The organism is Chryseobacterium sp. OSA05B (assembly GCF_019970065.1).
Lineage (GTDB): Bacteria > Bacteroidota > Bacteroidia > Flavobacteriales > Weeksellaceae > Chryseobacterium.
Genome location: NZ_JAHXYH010000001.1, coordinates 1,508,681 through 1,523,840 on the forward strand (window position 1 = coordinate 1,508,681; position 15,160 = coordinate 1,523,840).

A 15,160-nucleotide genomic window follows, 5' to 3' on the forward strand; every position below is an offset into this window, starting at 1 on the left:
TTAGAAGAATATCTACACTTACTAATTGATTTGAGACCACTTTCTTTTTTTTATTAAATTACACCCTGAGTCATTCAAGTACAATTACATATGAAATATTTTAAATTTACTTTTTTATTTTTTCTTTCCTTTTACTCTATTTTATCAGCACAAACTGCACCTGCAATACAATGGCAGAAATCATTGGGAGGAAGCAATGGAGATCAAGCAAAATCTGTCCAGCAAACTTCTGATGGAGGCTATATCGTTGCCGGGGGGTCCTATTCTACCGACGGAGATGTGACAGGAAATCATGGAAATTCTGATTACTGGATTGTAAAACTGGATGCCTCAGGAGCTATACAATGGCAGAAATCACTGGGTGGGAGTCTTTTTGATGAAGCATATTCCATTCACCAGACCTCTGACGGCGGGTACATTATTGCGGGAGAGTCTCTTTCCAACGACGGAGATGTGACAGGAAATCATGGAAATTCTGATTACTGGATCGTAAAATTAGATGCCTCAGGAACTCTGCAATGGCAAAAATCATTGGGTGGAAGTAATCAGGATGTGGCCAATAGTGTCCGGCAAACTTCTGACGGAGGATATATCGTTGCCGGGGAGTCTTATTCTAATAACGGAGATGTGACAGGAAATCATGGAATTTCCGACTACTGGATCGTAAAATTAGATGCCTCAGGAAACATACAATGGCAGAAATCACTGGGTGGAACTTCTTATGAGAGGGCCAATTCAATCCAACAGACCTCTGACGGAGGATACATTATTGCAGGAGCAGCCAGCTCTACTAATGGAGATATTAGTATAAATTACGGAAACGAAGATTTTTGGATCGTAAAGTTAGATGCCTCAGGAGCTATGCAATGGCAGAAATCATTGCTGGGTAATCTCGCCGATTCTGCACAATCTATCCAACAAACATCAGAGGGAGAATATATTGTTGCCGGCTTGTCTAATTCTGTCAACTCTGAAATTCCGACAGTTTTCGGAATATCTAATTATTGTGTGGCAAAACTAGATGTTAACGGAAATCCATTATGGCAAAGATATTTTGGGGGCAGCGGTGAAGATCATCCCTTTTCTACCCAACAAACTTCTGACGGAGGATATATCGTCGCCGGGTCAACTGGTTCATTAGACGGGCATGTTATAGGAAATCATGGAAGTTTCGATTGCTGGATCTTAAAATTAGATGCCTCAGGAAACATCCAATGGCAGAAATCATTGGGTGGAAGTGAATTTGATGAAGCCTATTCCATTAAACAGACCGCTGATGGCGGATATATAATCGCAGGTATGATTTTTTCTGCAGACGGAAACATTACGGGCTACCAAGGAAGCCGTGATGCCTGGATCGTCAAATTAAGTTCCAACCAATTAAACACTGGAGAAACTCAATTTATTAATAAGCCCATTATTTATCCTAATCCGGCAAAAGATATTATTTATCTGGATCATCTTCCCGCAGAAACGGTTGTACATATTACCGATATGTCCGGGAAAAATGTATTGAGCCAAAAATATAGTGAGAAAAAGATCAGCATTCCTGCATCTCAACTCACGAATGGTGTATATCTTATTCAGCTTCAGTATCAAGGGAAAATTATTGTATCGGATAAGTTGATCATCAATAAATAATAAACAAACCCTTAAACTATCATAAAAAATTATTGATTTAAATATCCATTAACCATTTTAATGTTAAATTATAATTGATTTTTAATTTTTTATATCATTTAATAAATTTAGGTACAGACTTTGCATCGATTCCTCCGAATCACGATGAATTCTAGACCCTTCATCAAGTACCGTTTAACATTTAAAATTATGAATTATGGCTGAAGTAATTGCACAAGAAAAGCAGGGTGGCAAACAAAAGAAAAAATTAATCCGGGTGGATATGACCCCAATGGTAGATCTGGGATTCCTCCTGATCACCTTCTTTATGTTCACTACCAATTTTACAAAACCCAATGTAATGGATCTGGGGCTACCAGCAAAGGACCCCAATCCCTCCGCTATTAATGATGAAGTAATCAAAGACAAAAACCAGGTTACCTTTATTCTTGGGAAAGACAACAGGGTATTTTACCACCAGAGTAATGCGATAGATTTAAATTCCGGAAATTTGAAAGAAACAGATTTCAGTGGAGTAAAAATCTCTAAAATCATTTCCGAAGCGTACAAAAACGCTCCAAAACCGGAAAATTTCACAGTGATCGTAAAACCAACAGATGAAGCCAACTATAAAAACTTCGTAGACATTCTCGATAATATCGCGATCTCTAAAAAAGAAAGATACGGCATCACTGATATAAAGCCCTGGGAGAAGAAAGTATATACTGAATTAACCCAATAAGACAGAAGAGCATTTTTTAAATGCTCTTTTTTTATTTACATTTGAAGATACAACTGATTTCAGACTGACATCGTTTGCTGAAATATTTTTAACTGTTATAAAATTTAAGATCATGCTGAATTTTGAAAGAAAAGGAAACGGAAAAGAAACTTTGGTGCTGCTTCACGGCTTTATGGAAAACCTTTCTATCTGGAGTGATATGGAACCTCATCTTTCCGATCAATTTTCATTGCTGAAAATAGACCTCCCCGGTCATGGCCAGTCTGATATTCTGGCAGAAGTTCACACCATGGAACTGATGGCTGATGAAGTGAAAAAAGTTTTAGATCATGAAAAGCTAAGCAAAGTACATTTGTTAGGGCATTCCATGGGCGGCTATACCTCACTTGCATTTGCAGAAAAATATCCTGAGACTCTCAAAAGCCTTACCCTATTCTTCTCAACGTATTTCGCCGATGATGATGAGAAAAAAAAGCAGCGGATCAAAAGTTACAGAATCATCAAAGACGCTTTTACCCATTATGCCAAAGCCGGCATTCCCAACCTTTTCAATTCCAATGAAAAAGATATTCTGGAAGGTAAAATTGAAATTGCTCTTGCCACAGCCCTTTCTACCAATAATATGGGTGCTCTTGCCTGTGTAAAAGGCATGGTGGAAAGAACAGACAAAAAGCATATCGTGGAAAATCTTGAAGTTAAAATTCTGGTTTTAGCCGGAAAACATGACAATGCGGTGAAAACAGATATGATGATTAAACATCTCCCGGACAGAACCAATATAAAGTCCTACGTTCTGGACTGCGGACACAACGGACACTGGGAAAAACCGGGTATCTGTGCAGAGATTATCAACACGGAACTTCTTCACAATCTTCCCAAAAAGCTGGTGCTGTAGAAAACCCTTCAAATACAGGTCTTAGCCCCTGCATATCAAATTTTCTTGTATCTTAGTAGGGATTAATTATCTCAATGGGTTTATTCTCGTTCAAAAAAAAGAAACCGCCGGTCATCGGCCTAACGCTTTCCGGAGGAGGAATGCGCGGAATCGCCCATATCGCAGTACTGAAAGCACTGGAAGAATACAATCTGAAGCCACATATTATTTCAGGAACCAGCGCCGGCTCTATTGTCGGGGCTTTTTACTCTTTTGGAAAATCACCGGATGAGATGATGGACATTGTCAGAAACACTACCTTCTTTTCCAGATCTTATCTGAAGCTCTCTAAAAATGGCATTTTCAGCTCAAATTTCATTTTAAAACTTTTTAATGATCATTTTCCCGAGAATGACTTTAAAATCTTAAAAATCCCGGTTTACGTTACAGCTACCGAGATGACCCATGGTATTGTGGACTTCTTTTCGGAAGGAGAACTTTTTGGACCTTTACTGGCTTCGTCAAGTGTTCCATTTATTTTGCCACCTGTACGAATAGGAGAAAAAATATATGTGGATGGCGGCGTTCTCGACAATCTTCCTATTGAACCGATTATTGACAAATGTGATTTTTTAATTGCTTCCCACGTCAATTCCATAAGCTATGACGAACTGAAAAATATGAGCCTGATGAAAGAATTCGACAGGATCCTCCATCTAGCCATCGCCAAATCGGTGTACTCCAAAGCTAAATCCTGTGATATTTTTTTAGACCCTCCTAAAATGACAAAGTTCAGCCTGTTCAGCAAGAAAAATCTGGACATCATGTTTCAGGAGGTTTATGAATACACCTGCAAAGAGCTGGAAGAAAAAGGATATAAAAAAGGCTCCCAAATTGAGAGCCTCTAATATCTGATTATTAAAAAAGTTATTCTTTTATTACTTTAAAGGTCTGTTCAGAATCTGCTGTTTTCACTTTTACAACATACATTCCTGAATTCAGATCATTTGTAGGAACTACAGAAACATTGTCCTTCACAGTTTTCACAAGTCTTCCTTCAGCAGAATAGAACGATACTTCCGTTACTTTTCTGTCCGCCGCTGAAATATTCAACACATCTTTCATTGGATTAGGATATACTGATAATTTAGCTTTAGCATTTGTTTCATTCACTGCTAATGATCCGGCAGGAACGATGGTGATGCTGTAATCTTCAGCCTGTCCGTAAGCCGCTGTTCCTGAAGTTGCAGCAAGCGTTGTACCGGAAGAATAACATGGGCTTAAATAAGCTGTTGATCCATAGGTCTTTTTCACTCTCATTCTTGTTTTTCCTAATGTAGCTGTTGCAGGAACTACGATATTTCCGGTTGCAGTTTTCGTATCTACACCCGTAGAATTAACAAGTGATACGATAGTTGCTGCTGTTCCGAAAAATACTTCTCCTGTATCCACGAAATCACCATCCTGATTCCAGTCTACGTAGACAATAAATCGGTTAGAATTATTTCCATCCGTATTTCCTTTGAAAGTGATAGGATACGTTCCACCCTGTTCCACTGATACATTTTTATTGATAAAGTTTTCATGGGTTGGGCTGGTTAACAGCTCTGAAGAAGTGTTCGTCATATTTCTTAACTGCACAGAAGTAATAGGCTCTACACCATCAGTAAACAATAGGTTTCCGAAGCAGTAAGGTGCAAATGAATCTCCGGTTGTGAAACTGGAAGTCTGACATCCTACCGCAACACCTGCAGCGTTCTTAGCAACCACCTTCCAATAGTAAGTAGCATTTCCTTGCAATGTTGTGAAATCAGCAAATAAATAATTGCTGGCCACCAGAGTCGTAGGATTCGGGTTCGTATCCAGATACAAGTCATAACTGTCAACTTTCGCTCCTCCGGTTGGTGCAGTCCAGGTTAATGTGACAGCATTTGGATTTACGCCTGTTGCCCCATTAGCTGGCGCAGTTAAAGCAGTAACACAATTAGGAGCTACGGTAGGTGCCGTATCGCTGCTTATATTATCAAACAATAATCTAAACATATCTGGCGAAGTAGCCTGAAAGCCTACATACACCGTTTGTCCTACATAAGCGGAAAGATCTATAGAAAAGAAGGTCCATTTATTAGGAGCCGGTGCCACAGGCGTAAGTACCGTTGTAAAGGCAGCTGCAGTAGCTGTGGTCGTAGATAATTTAACCGCGTAACTTTCCACGTAATTAGGATCCTGATTCTTCACAAAATAGGTAATCCTGTCGTTAACACCAGCTACTACGGTTATAGCAGGAGTTACTAAATAATCATCATGAGCAGTAGCACTGTAGTTAATCTGTGCTGCATTCGGTAATGAATACACACTTCGCGGAGCACCGGGACCAAAAATAAATCCATTGGCGTCTCCTCCGTTTATTACACTCCATCCCGCAGGAGTGGTAGTACCTGCATCAAAGTTTTGAGAAAATTGCGCACTGGCCAGAACTGGCAACGCAAACAAAAACGTAAGTAATTTTGTTTTCATAAAATAATTTGGTTTTTCATTAATTCACTGCCTAAAGTACAATAAACCAATAAATAAAACAAACTATTCAGTAAAAATTTATGAAATTAATTAATAGTTTTCAATAAAACGTTTAAAATCTTCAATCGTACTTTCAAGTGAGCCGGAAGATTTTCCACCTGCCGCATTGATATGTCCACCTCCATTAAAGTACTTTCTGGAGAACTGATTGACATCTACATCATCTTTACTTCTGAAAGAAATTTTGATAAAGTCATCGTAAAGATCTTCCATAAAGAAAGCAGCCATTTTCACGCCGGCAATACTCAGTCCGTAATTCACGAAACCTTCAGTATCTCCTTTCTGGAAACCATATTCCTTAAGTTCGTTTCTGGTCAGAGACAATACGGCAACCTTACCATCATTCACCACTTCTATTCTTCCCAGTACGAGAGCTAGAAGATGAAGACGGGAAACGGTATTCGTATCCCATGTATTTGAAGTGATCACAGAAGGATCAGCCCCTTTTTCAATTAAATTAGCGATAATTCTATGGGTGGTCGCACTCGTGGAACGGAAGCGGAACCCACCGGTATCAGTCATAATCCCGGTATAAAGACATTCTGCCATATCCTGATCAACCAATGTTTCATCCCCCATAGCTTCAATAAAATGATAGATCATCTGTGAAGTAGCAGGAATTACAGTATCAGAATAAACAAAATCAAACTCCTCAGGCTGCTGGTGATGATCGATAAGAATTTTTTTAGCTCTTGCCTTTGTCAGCCATTCTCCTAGAATACCGATTCTTGAAGGGGCATTGAAATCAAGACAGAAGATAACATCAGCACCGCTGATCAGTTCAAATGCATATTTTCTTTTGTATTCACCGATAATCACCTTTTTGGATTCTGGCATCCACTTCAGAAATTTTGGAAAATCATTCGGCACAATCACTTCAGCAGGAATTCCTTTTGCTCTTAAATAATGCTTCAGTCCCAAACTGGAGCCTATTGCATCTCCGTCCGGATTGTAATGAGTAAGGATAACTATCTTGCTTTCAGGCGTAAGTAATGCGTTGATATCTAAAAGTTCTGTTGGTGTAAACATCGTGTGCTTATTTTTCTTTAAATTTGAGTTTTCAAAGATAGAGCTTTTAAATAAATCATCTCAATGTAATTTCTGTACCCGGATTTCATTTCTCTCGCGGTTTATGAATGGAGGGGGCAAAAATATTTCAAATAATTTCTAAAAAAAGATGAGTAAAATTTGTAACTTTTAAAAATTTCTATATCTTTGCAACCTGAAAATTAATAGATTAATTACGATTTAAATATATAGTAATGAGTAAAAGAACATTCCAGCCATCAGAAAGAAAGAAAAGAAACAAACACGGTTTCAGAGAAAGAATGTCTACGCCAAACGGGAGAAGAGTATTGGCAGCAAGAAGAGCTAAAGGCAGAAAGAGTTTAACTGTTAGTGCTGCGCGCGCTAAGAGATAATATCTCGAATATCATATACAGATCATGCTTGAAAAGAAGTTTTTCAGGCATTTTTTGTTGTTAAAATTTCCTAAAGTTTAGGTTTTTTAAGCTTCTTTTTTCTATTTTTAAGATCTGAAAAAATATTTTAGAAATAGCACCATAAAATTGAATTATGCCGCATACAAATATCTCCGGAGATAATATTATAAGCTTACAGAACGCAAAGATTGCGCAAAAAAACTTCACTGTTCTTTCTGATGTTAATCTTAACATTAAAAAAGGCAGATTCTGCTACCTTATCGGAAAGACAGGTTCCGGAAAAAGCTCACTATTAAAGACGCTTTACGGACACATTCCTTTGGCATCCGGACATGGTGCTGTGGTTGGCTTTGAGCTTGCCAAATTAAGACCTTCGGACATTCCCAACCTGAGAAGAAAGCTAGGAATTGTATTCCAGGATTTCCAGTTGCTTTCGGATAGAACTGTTGAAAAAAACCTAAAATTCGTCCTTGAAGCTACAGGATGGAATGATAAAGTAAAAATGGAAGACCGCATCAACGAAGTTTTAGGAAGCGTTAATATGAAGAGCAAAAAGCACAAAATGCCTCATGAGCTTTCAGGTGGTGAGCAACAGCGTGTGGCCATTGCCAGAGCCTTACTCAATCATCCTGACTTAATCCTCGCCGATGAGCCTACAGGAAACCTTGACCCCGAAACATCCAATGAAATCATGACCCTTCTGAAGCAGGTAGCCCTTGAAAACGGAGCTGCTGTAGTAATGGCCACCCATGACTACCATATGATCCAAAACTTCCCTGGAGAAGCGATCAGATGTGAAGATGGAAAAGTTTCTGTACTGGATACAGCTGAGTTATTTGAGTAAGAAGAAAGAGATTTAGATAAAAACTAAGCAGTCACCATCTAACTTCTAATCTCTAATTTCTAACCTCTATTTTTAAAGACATGAAACTCCTTTGTGAGTTCAAGATATGAGTCCGAGTATTGTCTCGGACTTTTTTCTATCACAAAATCAGACTCTTCAACAGGCCTTTCTGCAAACAAAAACTCAAGAACTAATCTTTTCGTTTTGGAATTTTCTATCCCTTTGATATTGACTTTGCGTTTTAGAAACAAACGATTTTCCGAAGCCGTTTCGATAAAACCATTACCAGCTTCAGCAGGAATAATAACCGACAAAATCCCATGATCAGCCAAAATTTTTACAGAAGCCACAATAAGCTGCTGGAAATTTAATTCTACGGTCTGGCGGGCAATTTTATCTTTATCAGATTCGGATTCTTCAAAATAGGGAGGGTTTGAAATAATAAGATCAAATTTCTTTTCTGTTTCAAAAGCCTTAAGATCCTGATGAATATTTTTCAGCCTATCATGAAAGGGAGAATGTTCAAAATTCGTCCTCGTGAGTGAAACGGCCTCCTCATTAATATCCAGACCTAGAAAAGATGCCTGACTGTTCCTTTGCGCAAGCATTAAAGAAATCAGGCCGGTTCCGGTTCCTATTTCCAAAACCTCCGAAGCATTTTGCACATCAGCCAGAGCACCCAACAATACCCCATCCGTTCCTACCCGGAAGACGTTTTTTGACTGTTGAATTTCGAAATGTTTAAAGGTAAAAGGCTTCACTATAAATTCGTAGGCAGTGTAATGGTAAATGTAGATCCCTTCCCTACTTCAGACTTCACCGCGATCTCCCCTTTGTAATCCTCGATCATCTTTCTGACCATCGAGAGACCAAGTCCCATCCCGCTGTTTTTAGAAGTAAAATTAGGCTCAAATATCCTTTCATACATATTATCAGGAATTCCTACCCCGTTGTCCTGCACAGAGATCATTACCCTTCTCTGATGCTGTTCCACATCCACATTGATGATGAGCTTACGTTCATCACTCTGAGCCTGCTTGGCATTGGTTACAAGATTGGTGATGATTCTGGAAAGATAGATCCTATCCATATTGATCATGATATTCCCTTTATTGGAATGCATAAAGATACTGTCATCATTGAAAACGCGCAGAATATCTTCCACTTCCGTATTCAGATTAATGACTTCATTATTTTTTTCAGGAAGCTTGGCAAATTCTGAGAAAGCAGAAGCTACCGTAGCAATCAGATCGATCTGATCCACCATTGTTTTGCTCATCTGCTTTACCCTTTCTCTGATATTCGGATCTTCCGGATCGAATTTTCTTTCAAAGTTCTGGATAGTAAGTTTCATAGGCGTAAGAGGATTTTTCACCTCATGCGCCACCTGCTTTGCCATTTCTCTCCAGGCTTCTTCAGATGCTTTGAAACGCAATCTTTCTTTCTGGTCCTGAATCTGCAGAATCATTCTGTTATAAGCTCTTGCCAAGGCATTAAGCTCATCATTTTTATAATATCTGATAGGACGCATTTCATTTTCAAATAATGTAATACGCGTGATCATATCAGAAAATTTAGTAATATTTTTCGCTAAACTGTTTGAGGTTACCCAGCTTATCCAAATACTGAATAAAATAAGAAAGATATCTACCAATAAAATGTATTTGATATACTGGTGAAGAACATCCAGATAAGCAGATTCATTGTGATACAAAGGAATATACACAATTCCAATAGGCTCCAGTTCATTGTTTTTCAAGAGGAGATAAGACGAGGTGCGTCCTGCATCTTTTTTCTTATCATATCCTTTGATATCCACCCTTGAATCGGTGGACAGAATTTTATTGACGATATTGATAGGAATCGTTTTCTGATCAATCAGGCTTTCGTCTTTATTGGATAAAAGATAATTCCCTTTCAGATCATAGATGACAATATCGTGCTGGTTGATGTCTGCTATCTCGAAAATTTTATTCCCCAATACCATAGGCAGATCTTCCGTTTCTACAAGAGTCCGGCTTACGGCATAATCAAGGTATCTCATCACTGCATTGGTCTTCTCCTGCATATCAATATTACTTTGCTGCAGAGAATTATTCCTTAAGACAAAATAGGGAACGAGCGATGTAGCGACAACACTTAAAAAACAAACGAGGAGGAATCCGAAAAACACCCGGTTCCTTAAACTGTATCCTTTGTATTTACTTATCGGCATCCTACTTTTTAATTAACCTAGCAATATACTTACCAATGATGTCAAATTCTAAATTAACCTGATCTCCGATTTTAAGATGCTGCATATTGGTAAACTCCCAGGTGTATGGAATGATAGCCACAGAAAACTGAGTATCTTCACTTTTTGCCACTGTAAGACTGATTCCGTTTACCGTAATAGAACCTTGCGGAACCGTTACAAAACTGCTGTTATCTTCATATTTAATAGTAATAAAATAACTTCCGTCTTTATTTTCGATTCCTGCTACTTCACCGGTATTGTCAACGTGGCCCTGTACAATATGTCCGTCCAGTCTTCCATCCATCTTCATGCATCGCTCAAGATTCACGACTGTACCTACGTCCCATTTTCCAAGATTGGTCTTTTCCAATGTTTCATTGATTGCTGTTACCACATATTGATCCTCTTTAATCTCAACAACTGTCAGGCAACACCCGTTATGAGCCAGACTCTGGTCTATTTTCAATTCGCTGGTAAAAGGACATGTTAGGGTGAAATCTATGTTGCTTCCTTTTTCTTCAATCTTTTCAATAACGCCAACTGCTTCAATAATTCCTGTGAACATATTATTTTTTGCTAAATTTGTAAATTATAATCTTCAAAGATAATCAAAATGAGCCCAAAAAACCATAAAGTACGAGTAGGAATTTCAATAGGTGATTTTAACGGCATCGGTCCGGAGATCATCATGAAGTCCCTGACAGACAAAACCATTACGGATTTTTTCACTCCGGTGATTTTTGGCTCGGGAAAGTTATTTACCTTCCAGAAAAATATTTTCAAGCTGAATCTGAATTTCAACTACGTAAATGAAGCATCGCAGGCTCAGCCTGGAAAACTCAATATGGTGAACCTGACCAAGGATAATGTGAATGTAGAATTAGGTGTTCCTACTGAAGAATCCACCAAAATGGCTATCGAATCTTTAGAACTGGCGACGGAAGCTCTAATGAAAGGCGACATCGATGTCCTTGTCACAGCGCCTATCAACAAAGATGAAATGGTGAAAATGGGCTTTAAGCATGCCGGACACACAGGCTATTTTGAAGAAAAATTCAGTAAAAAAGGACTGATGTTCTTAGTTACGGAAGATCTGAAAGTAGCGGTATCCACACACCACATTCCCATTGCCAGCGTAGCAGAAAATATTTCCAAAGAAAAAATAAAAAAACAGATCAGAGCCCTGAATCAGACATTGATCGAGGATTTCTGCATCCAGAAACCAAAAATTGCAGTGTTGGGGTTAAATCCACATGCAGGAGACGGAGGCGTAATCGGAAAAGAGGAGATCGAAATTATAGAGCCGGCCATCAAAGAACTTTCTGACAACGGAATACTGGCTTTCGGACCTTATCCTGCAGACAGCTTCTTTCAGCCGAATAAGTACAGAAATTTCGATGCGGTTTTAGCCATGTACCACGATCAGGGACTGGCACCCTTCAAAACTTTAGCCTACGAAGAAGGTGTGAATTACACGGCCGGACTTCCGTTTATCAGGACCTCTCCGGACCACGGAGTGGCCTATGATATTGCAGGAAAAAACATCGCAGATGAGCAAAGTTTTACAGAAGCCATCTTCACTGCGATTAAAATATTTAAGAACAGAAGCGAATATAACGATCTGATGACCAATCGTATGCAGCCAAGAAAAATGGCGGTAGACAACGGAGTGGATGAAGATCTGCCTGATGAAAATGAAGGATAATTCGTTAAAACAAATTTTAAATTAATTTGTTATGGATTTTATTTGTTATTATAAAAAAATTGCATATTTTTGCACACTCATTTTATGGACAAGTTAAGAAACTATGACGTAAGCTTTTCCGGACTCAAAAACGGGAAGCACGTGTTCAAATTTGAGATAGATAAATCGTTCTTTCAATTATTTGACACTGAACAGGAATTTACAAATCCTAAAATCGTAGCTGATGTTTTCCTTGAAAAGCACACTACATTTTTAGAATTTGAGATCAAAGTACAAGGGACAGTAGAACTCATTTGTGATCTCACAAATGATGAATTCGACTATCCTATTGAAAACGAGATTGGAATTTTGGTACATTTTGGTGAAGAATATGACGACAGCAATGAAGATGTCATTACTATTCCAGCCTCAGATCATGCCTTTAATGTGGCTCAGTTGATCTACGAAAATGTACAGCTTTCTATACCGATGAAAAAAATTTCACCGAATGTAAGCGATGAAGATCTTGAAATCCTAAACAGGTTCAGTCCGAAAGATATTGAGGAACCCGAAGAGGAAAAACAGGAAAGCGACCCGAGATGGGACGCGCTGAGAAGATTAAAAGACAATAATTAAATAAAAATAATTTAAATATGATGAGATGATGAATCTCATCGCTCATCAATTAAAAAAGTTATTCAAAATGGCACATCCTAAGAGAAGACAGTCGTCCACAAGAAGAGATAAGAGAAGAACTCATTATAAAGCAGTAGTTCCTCAATTAGCGAAAGATGCAACAACTGGTGAACTTCACCTTTACCACAGAGCTCACTGGCATGAAGGAAAACTTTACTACAGAGGTAAAGTAGTATTGGAAAAAGAAGTAGCAACTACAGAAGAAAACTAAGAGTCGCTTTTCACTGAAAAAGCCTCATTTTAATACAAAAACCGCCCGATTTTGATAAAATTGGGCGGTTTTTTGTTGTTTTTTATGTTTTTTTGGTATCTTTGAGCCAAAATCAAATATCAAATTTATGGACATTAAAGACATACAGAATCTTATCAAGTTTGTATCTAAGGCTGAAGTTTCAGAAGTTAAGTACAAAACTAAAGATTTCGAGATCACTATTAAAACTCCATTAGCCGGTAGCGATGCGGTTTACGCACAGCCAGCAGTATACCACACAGCTCCTCAGGCAGCAGCTCCTGCTCAGGTAGCAGCTCCTGCAGCAGCACCAGCTGAAAAAGCGGAAGCGGCTTCTGACGACAGCAAATATGTGGCTATCAAGTCTCCAATGATTGGTACTTTCTACAGAAAGCCATCTCCGGATAAAGATGTATTCGTAAACGTAGGCGACGAAGTTTCTGCAGGAAAAGTAGTTTGTGTAATCGAAGCAATGAAGTTATTTAACCAGATCGATTCTGAGATCAGCGGAAAAATCGTGAAGATTTTGGTAGATGATGCTACTCCGGTAGAATACGATCAGCCTTTATTCTTAGTAGATCCATCTTAATTTCGAGGTTAGATGTTAGACATTAGATGTTAGACTTAATTCTGCATTCAAAATAACATTATCTAATTTTCAAATTATCTAATTTTCAAATTGAAGAAGATGTTCAAAAAAATATTAATAGCCAATCGTGGCGAAATTGCAATGCGTATCTTACGTACGTGCAAAGAAATGGGGATCAAAACCGTTGCGGTATACTCTACAGCAGACAAAGACAGTCTTCATGTAAGATTTGCTGATGAAGCCGTATGTATCGGTCCTCCAATGAGCAAAGACTCATACCTTAAAATCCCTAACATTATCGCAGCAGCGGAAATTACCAATGCTGACGCTATCCACCCGGGTTATGGATTCCTTTCTGAAAATGCTAATTTCTCAGGAATCTGCCAGAAAAACAACATCAAGTTCATTGGTGCTTCTCCTGAGCAGATCGAAAAAATGGGTGATAAAGCAAACGCCAAAGCGACGATGAAAGCTGCAGGAGTACCATGTGTACCTGGTTCTGACGGTTTGATCGAATCTTACGAGCATGCTGTAAAAGTAGCTGAAGAAACCGGATATCCTGTAATGATCAAAGCTACCGCAGGTGGTGGTGGAAAAGGGATGAGAGCTGTATGGAAAGCTGAAGACCTTAAAGATCACTGGGAATCTGCTATTCAGGAAGCTGTGGCTGCCTTCGGAAACGGAGGAATGTACATGGAGAAACTGATTGAAGAGCCTAGACACATTGAGATTCAGGTAGCTGGTGACCAGTATGGAAAAGCATGTCACCTTTCTGAAAGAGACTGTTCTGTACAGAGAAGAAACCAGAAACTGACTGAAGAAACACCATCTCCTTTCATGACAGACGAACTTCGTGAGCAAATGGGTGCTGCGGCTGTAAAAGCTGCTGAATTCATTGGATATGAAGGTGTAGGTACTATCGAATTCCTTGTAGACAAGCACAGAAATTTCTATTTCATGGAAATGAATACAAGAATCCAGGTAGAACACCCTATTACTGAGCAGGTAATTGATTATGACCTGATCAGAGAGCAGATCCTTCTTGCTGCGGGAACTCCTATTTCAGGAATCAATTATTACCCGAAACTACACTCTATCGAATGTAGAATCAATGCAGAAGATCCTTACGCAGACTTCAGACCATCTCCGGGGAAAATTACAGGATTAAACATTCCTGGCGGACACGGAATCAGAGTAGATACTCACGTTTATTCAGGATATACTATTCCATCCAACTATGACTCAATGATTGCTAAGCTTATCACTACGGCTCAAACCCGTGAGGAAGCTATTGCTAAAATGAGACGTGCACTGGAAGAATTCTATATTGAGGGTGTGAAGACTACCATTCCTTTCCACAGACAACTGATGGATAATGAAGATTATCTTGCAGGAAACTATACGACAAAATTCATGGAAGATTTTGTAATGGATAGAAAATATGATAATCACTAAGATTATTTTATATATAAATTTAAACTGCCTCATTTCGGGGCAGTTTTTTTATTCCCGATATTTAGAAATTTTAATTTCTTTCAGATATTCACAACCAATCATACCGAGGCTCCTTCAATCTCCCTGCTCATCGGAAGTTCATAAATCCTTAACATTAAAACCCATAAACAAC

The 15,160-nt window shown here is 38.6% G+C and carries 16 protein-coding genes; 11 read left to right on the forward strand and 5 right to left on the reverse strand.

The genetic code is table 11. From position 1 onward, the window contains the following. Positions 1-90 precede the first annotated feature (90 nt). The 4 genes from LC419_RS06825 to LC419_RS06840 all read left to right on the forward strand — a co-directional run bounded on the left by LC419_RS06825 (position 91) and on the right by LC419_RS06840 (position 4,144). A complete protein-coding gene (locus tag LC419_RS06825) occupies positions 91-1,641 on the forward strand; it encodes a T9SS type A sorting domain-containing protein (protein ID WP_223606640.1) in 1,551 nt (516 codons plus the stop codon). Positions 1,642-1,837: 196 nt separating this feature from the next. Further along, positions 1,838-2,362 (forward strand): biopolymer transporter ExbD, encoded by a 525-nt coding sequence (locus LC419_RS06830; protein ID WP_223606641.1) that lies wholly within the window; start codon positions 1,838-1,840, stop codon positions 2,360-2,362. A gap of 112 nt (positions 2,363-2,474) precedes the next feature. Then, entirely contained in the window at positions 2,475-3,257 is a 783-nt protein-coding gene (locus tag LC419_RS06835; protein WP_223606642.1) for an alpha/beta fold hydrolase, read from the forward strand. A 74-nt stretch (positions 3,258-3,331) separates the two neighbouring features. Further along, positions 3,332-4,144: a patatin-like phospholipase family protein gene (locus LC419_RS06840; protein ID WP_223606643.1), complete on the forward strand. Its 813-nt coding sequence runs from the start codon at positions 3,332-3,334 to the stop codon at positions 4,142-4,144. A gap of 19 nt (positions 4,145-4,163) precedes the next feature. Here the strand turns inward: LC419_RS06840 and LC419_RS06845 are convergent, their stop codons facing one another. After that, the gene (locus LC419_RS06845; protein WP_223606644.1) at positions 4,164-5,753 is read right to left on the reverse strand and encodes a choice-of-anchor J domain-containing protein; all 1,590 of its coding nucleotides are present in this window, start codon (positions 5,751-5,753) and stop codon (positions 4,164-4,166) included. 90 nt (positions 5,754-5,843) lie between these two features. After that, entirely contained in the window at positions 5,844-6,842 is a 999-nt protein-coding gene (locus tag LC419_RS06850; protein ID WP_223606645.1) for a bifunctional oligoribonuclease/PAP phosphatase NrnA, read from the reverse strand. A 233-nt stretch (positions 6,843-7,075) separates the two neighbouring features. On the opposite strand from LC419_RS06850, the gene rpmH reads away from it, so the two are divergent. Next, on the forward strand, positions 7,076-7,234 hold the full coding sequence (gene rpmH / locus LC419_RS06855) for a 50S ribosomal protein L34 (protein ID WP_034701860.1): 159 nt from the start codon (positions 7,076-7,078) through the stop codon (positions 7,232-7,234). A gap of 154 nt (positions 7,235-7,388) precedes the next feature. After that, positions 7,389-8,099 carry a cell division ATP-binding protein FtsE gene (locus LC419_RS06860; protein WP_223606646.1) on the forward strand — a complete coding sequence of 237 codons (711 nt, stop codon included), beginning with the start codon at positions 7,389-7,391 and terminating at the stop codon, positions 8,097-8,099. Positions 8,100-8,158: 59 nt separating this feature from the next. On the opposite strand, the gene LC419_RS06865 is transcribed toward LC419_RS06860, so the two are convergent. Genes LC419_RS06865 through LC419_RS06875 form a run of 3 tightly spaced genes read right to left on the reverse strand, consistent with a single transcriptional unit; the run spans position 8,159 to position 10,900 of the window. Further along, positions 8,159-8,860 carry a methyltransferase gene (locus tag LC419_RS06865; protein ID WP_223606647.1) on the reverse strand — a complete coding sequence of 234 codons (702 nt, stop codon included), beginning with the start codon at positions 8,858-8,860 and terminating at the stop codon, positions 8,159-8,161. Beyond that, on the reverse strand, positions 8,860-10,314 hold the full coding sequence (locus LC419_RS06870) for a HAMP domain-containing sensor histidine kinase (RefSeq protein WP_223606648.1): 1,455 nt from the start codon (positions 10,312-10,314) through the stop codon (positions 8,860-8,862). Before LC419_RS06870 ends, LC419_RS06865 begins: the two co-directional genes overlap by 1 nt. Before the next feature lies 1 nt (position 10,315). After that, complete coding sequence (locus tag LC419_RS06875) at positions 10,316-10,900, reverse strand: riboflavin synthase (RefSeq protein ID WP_223606649.1); 585 nt, start codon at positions 10,898-10,900, stop codon at positions 10,316-10,318. Positions 10,901-10,948: 48 nt separating this feature from the next. Here LC419_RS06875 and pdxA point away from each other — a divergent pair, with 48 nt between their 5' ends. From pdxA to accC, 5 genes are all read left to right on the forward strand, one after another. After that, positions 10,949-12,040, forward strand: a complete 1,092-nt coding sequence (gene pdxA / locus LC419_RS06880; RefSeq protein WP_223606650.1) for a 4-hydroxythreonine-4-phosphate dehydrogenase PdxA — start codon at positions 10,949-10,951, stop codon at positions 12,038-12,040. A gap of 84 nt (positions 12,041-12,124) precedes the next feature. Then, positions 12,125-12,655, forward strand: a complete 531-nt coding sequence (locus LC419_RS06885) for a DUF177 domain-containing protein (protein WP_223606651.1) — start codon at positions 12,125-12,127, stop codon at positions 12,653-12,655. Between the two features lie 67 nt (positions 12,656-12,722). Further along, positions 12,723-12,926: a 50S ribosomal protein L32 gene (rpmF, locus tag LC419_RS06890; protein ID WP_007843326.1), complete on the forward strand. Its 204-nt coding sequence runs from the start codon at positions 12,723-12,725 to the stop codon at positions 12,924-12,926. A 127-nt stretch (positions 12,927-13,053) separates the two neighbouring features. Then, on the forward strand, positions 13,054-13,533 hold the full coding sequence (accB, locus tag LC419_RS06895; RefSeq protein WP_223606652.1) for an acetyl-CoA carboxylase biotin carboxyl carrier protein: 480 nt from the start codon (positions 13,054-13,056) through the stop codon (positions 13,531-13,533). Positions 13,534-13,632: 99 nt separating this feature from the next. Then, entirely contained in the window at positions 13,633-14,988 is a 1,356-nt protein-coding gene (gene accC, locus LC419_RS06900) for an acetyl-CoA carboxylase biotin carboxylase subunit (protein ID WP_034723232.1), read from the forward strand. Positions 14,989-15,160: the final 172 nt, after the last annotated feature.

What these genes read in the sequence shown, in the direction of transcription:
- LC419_RS06875 (WP_223606649.1), bottom strand. Translation starts at nt 10,900, where the DNA reads ATGTTCACAGGAATTATTGAAGCAGTTGGCGTTATTGAAAAGATTGAA.
- LC419_RS06830 (WP_223606641.1), top strand. Translation starts at nt 1,838, where the DNA reads ATGGCTGAAGTAATTGCACAAGAAAAGCAGGGTGGCAAACAAAAGAAA.
- LC419_RS06850 (WP_223606645.1), bottom strand. Translation starts at nt 6,842, where the DNA reads ATGTTTACACCAACAGAACTTTTAGATATCAACGCATTACTTACGCCT.
- accC (WP_034723232.1), top strand. Translation starts at nt 13,633, where the DNA reads ATGTTCAAAAAAATATTAATAGCCAATCGTGGCGAAATTGCAATGCGT.
- LC419_RS06860 (WP_223606646.1), top strand. Translation starts at nt 7,389, where the DNA reads ATGCCGCATACAAATATCTCCGGAGATAATATTATAAGCTTACAGAAC.
- rpmH (WP_034701860.1), top strand. Translation starts at nt 7,076, where the DNA reads ATGAGTAAAAGAACATTCCAGCCATCAGAAAGAAAGAAAAGAAACAAA.
- LC419_RS06870 (WP_223606648.1), bottom strand. Translation starts at nt 10,314, where the DNA reads ATGCCGATAAGTAAATACAAAGGATACAGTTTAAGGAACCGGGTGTTT.
- LC419_RS06835 (WP_223606642.1), top strand. Translation starts at nt 2,475, where the DNA reads ATGCTGAATTTTGAAAGAAAAGGAAACGGAAAAGAAACTTTGGTGCTG.
- rpmF (WP_007843326.1), top strand. Translation starts at nt 12,723, where the DNA reads ATGGCACATCCTAAGAGAAGACAGTCGTCCACAAGAAGAGATAAGAGA.
- accB (WP_223606652.1), top strand. Translation starts at nt 13,054, where the DNA reads ATGGACATTAAAGACATACAGAATCTTATCAAGTTTGTATCTAAGGCT.
- LC419_RS06885 (WP_223606651.1), top strand. Translation starts at nt 12,125, where the DNA reads ATGGACAAGTTAAGAAACTATGACGTAAGCTTTTCCGGACTCAAAAAC.
- pdxA (WP_223606650.1), top strand. Translation starts at nt 10,949, where the DNA reads ATGAGCCCAAAAAACCATAAAGTACGAGTAGGAATTTCAATAGGTGAT.
- LC419_RS06840 (WP_223606643.1), top strand. Translation starts at nt 3,332, where the DNA reads ATGGGTTTATTCTCGTTCAAAAAAAAGAAACCGCCGGTCATCGGCCTA.
- LC419_RS06825 (WP_223606640.1), top strand. Translation starts at nt 91, where the DNA reads ATGAAATATTTTAAATTTACTTTTTTATTTTTTCTTTCCTTTTACTCT.
- LC419_RS06845 (WP_223606644.1), bottom strand. Translation starts at nt 5,753, where the DNA reads ATGAAAACAAAATTACTTACGTTTTTGTTTGCGTTGCCAGTTCTGGCC.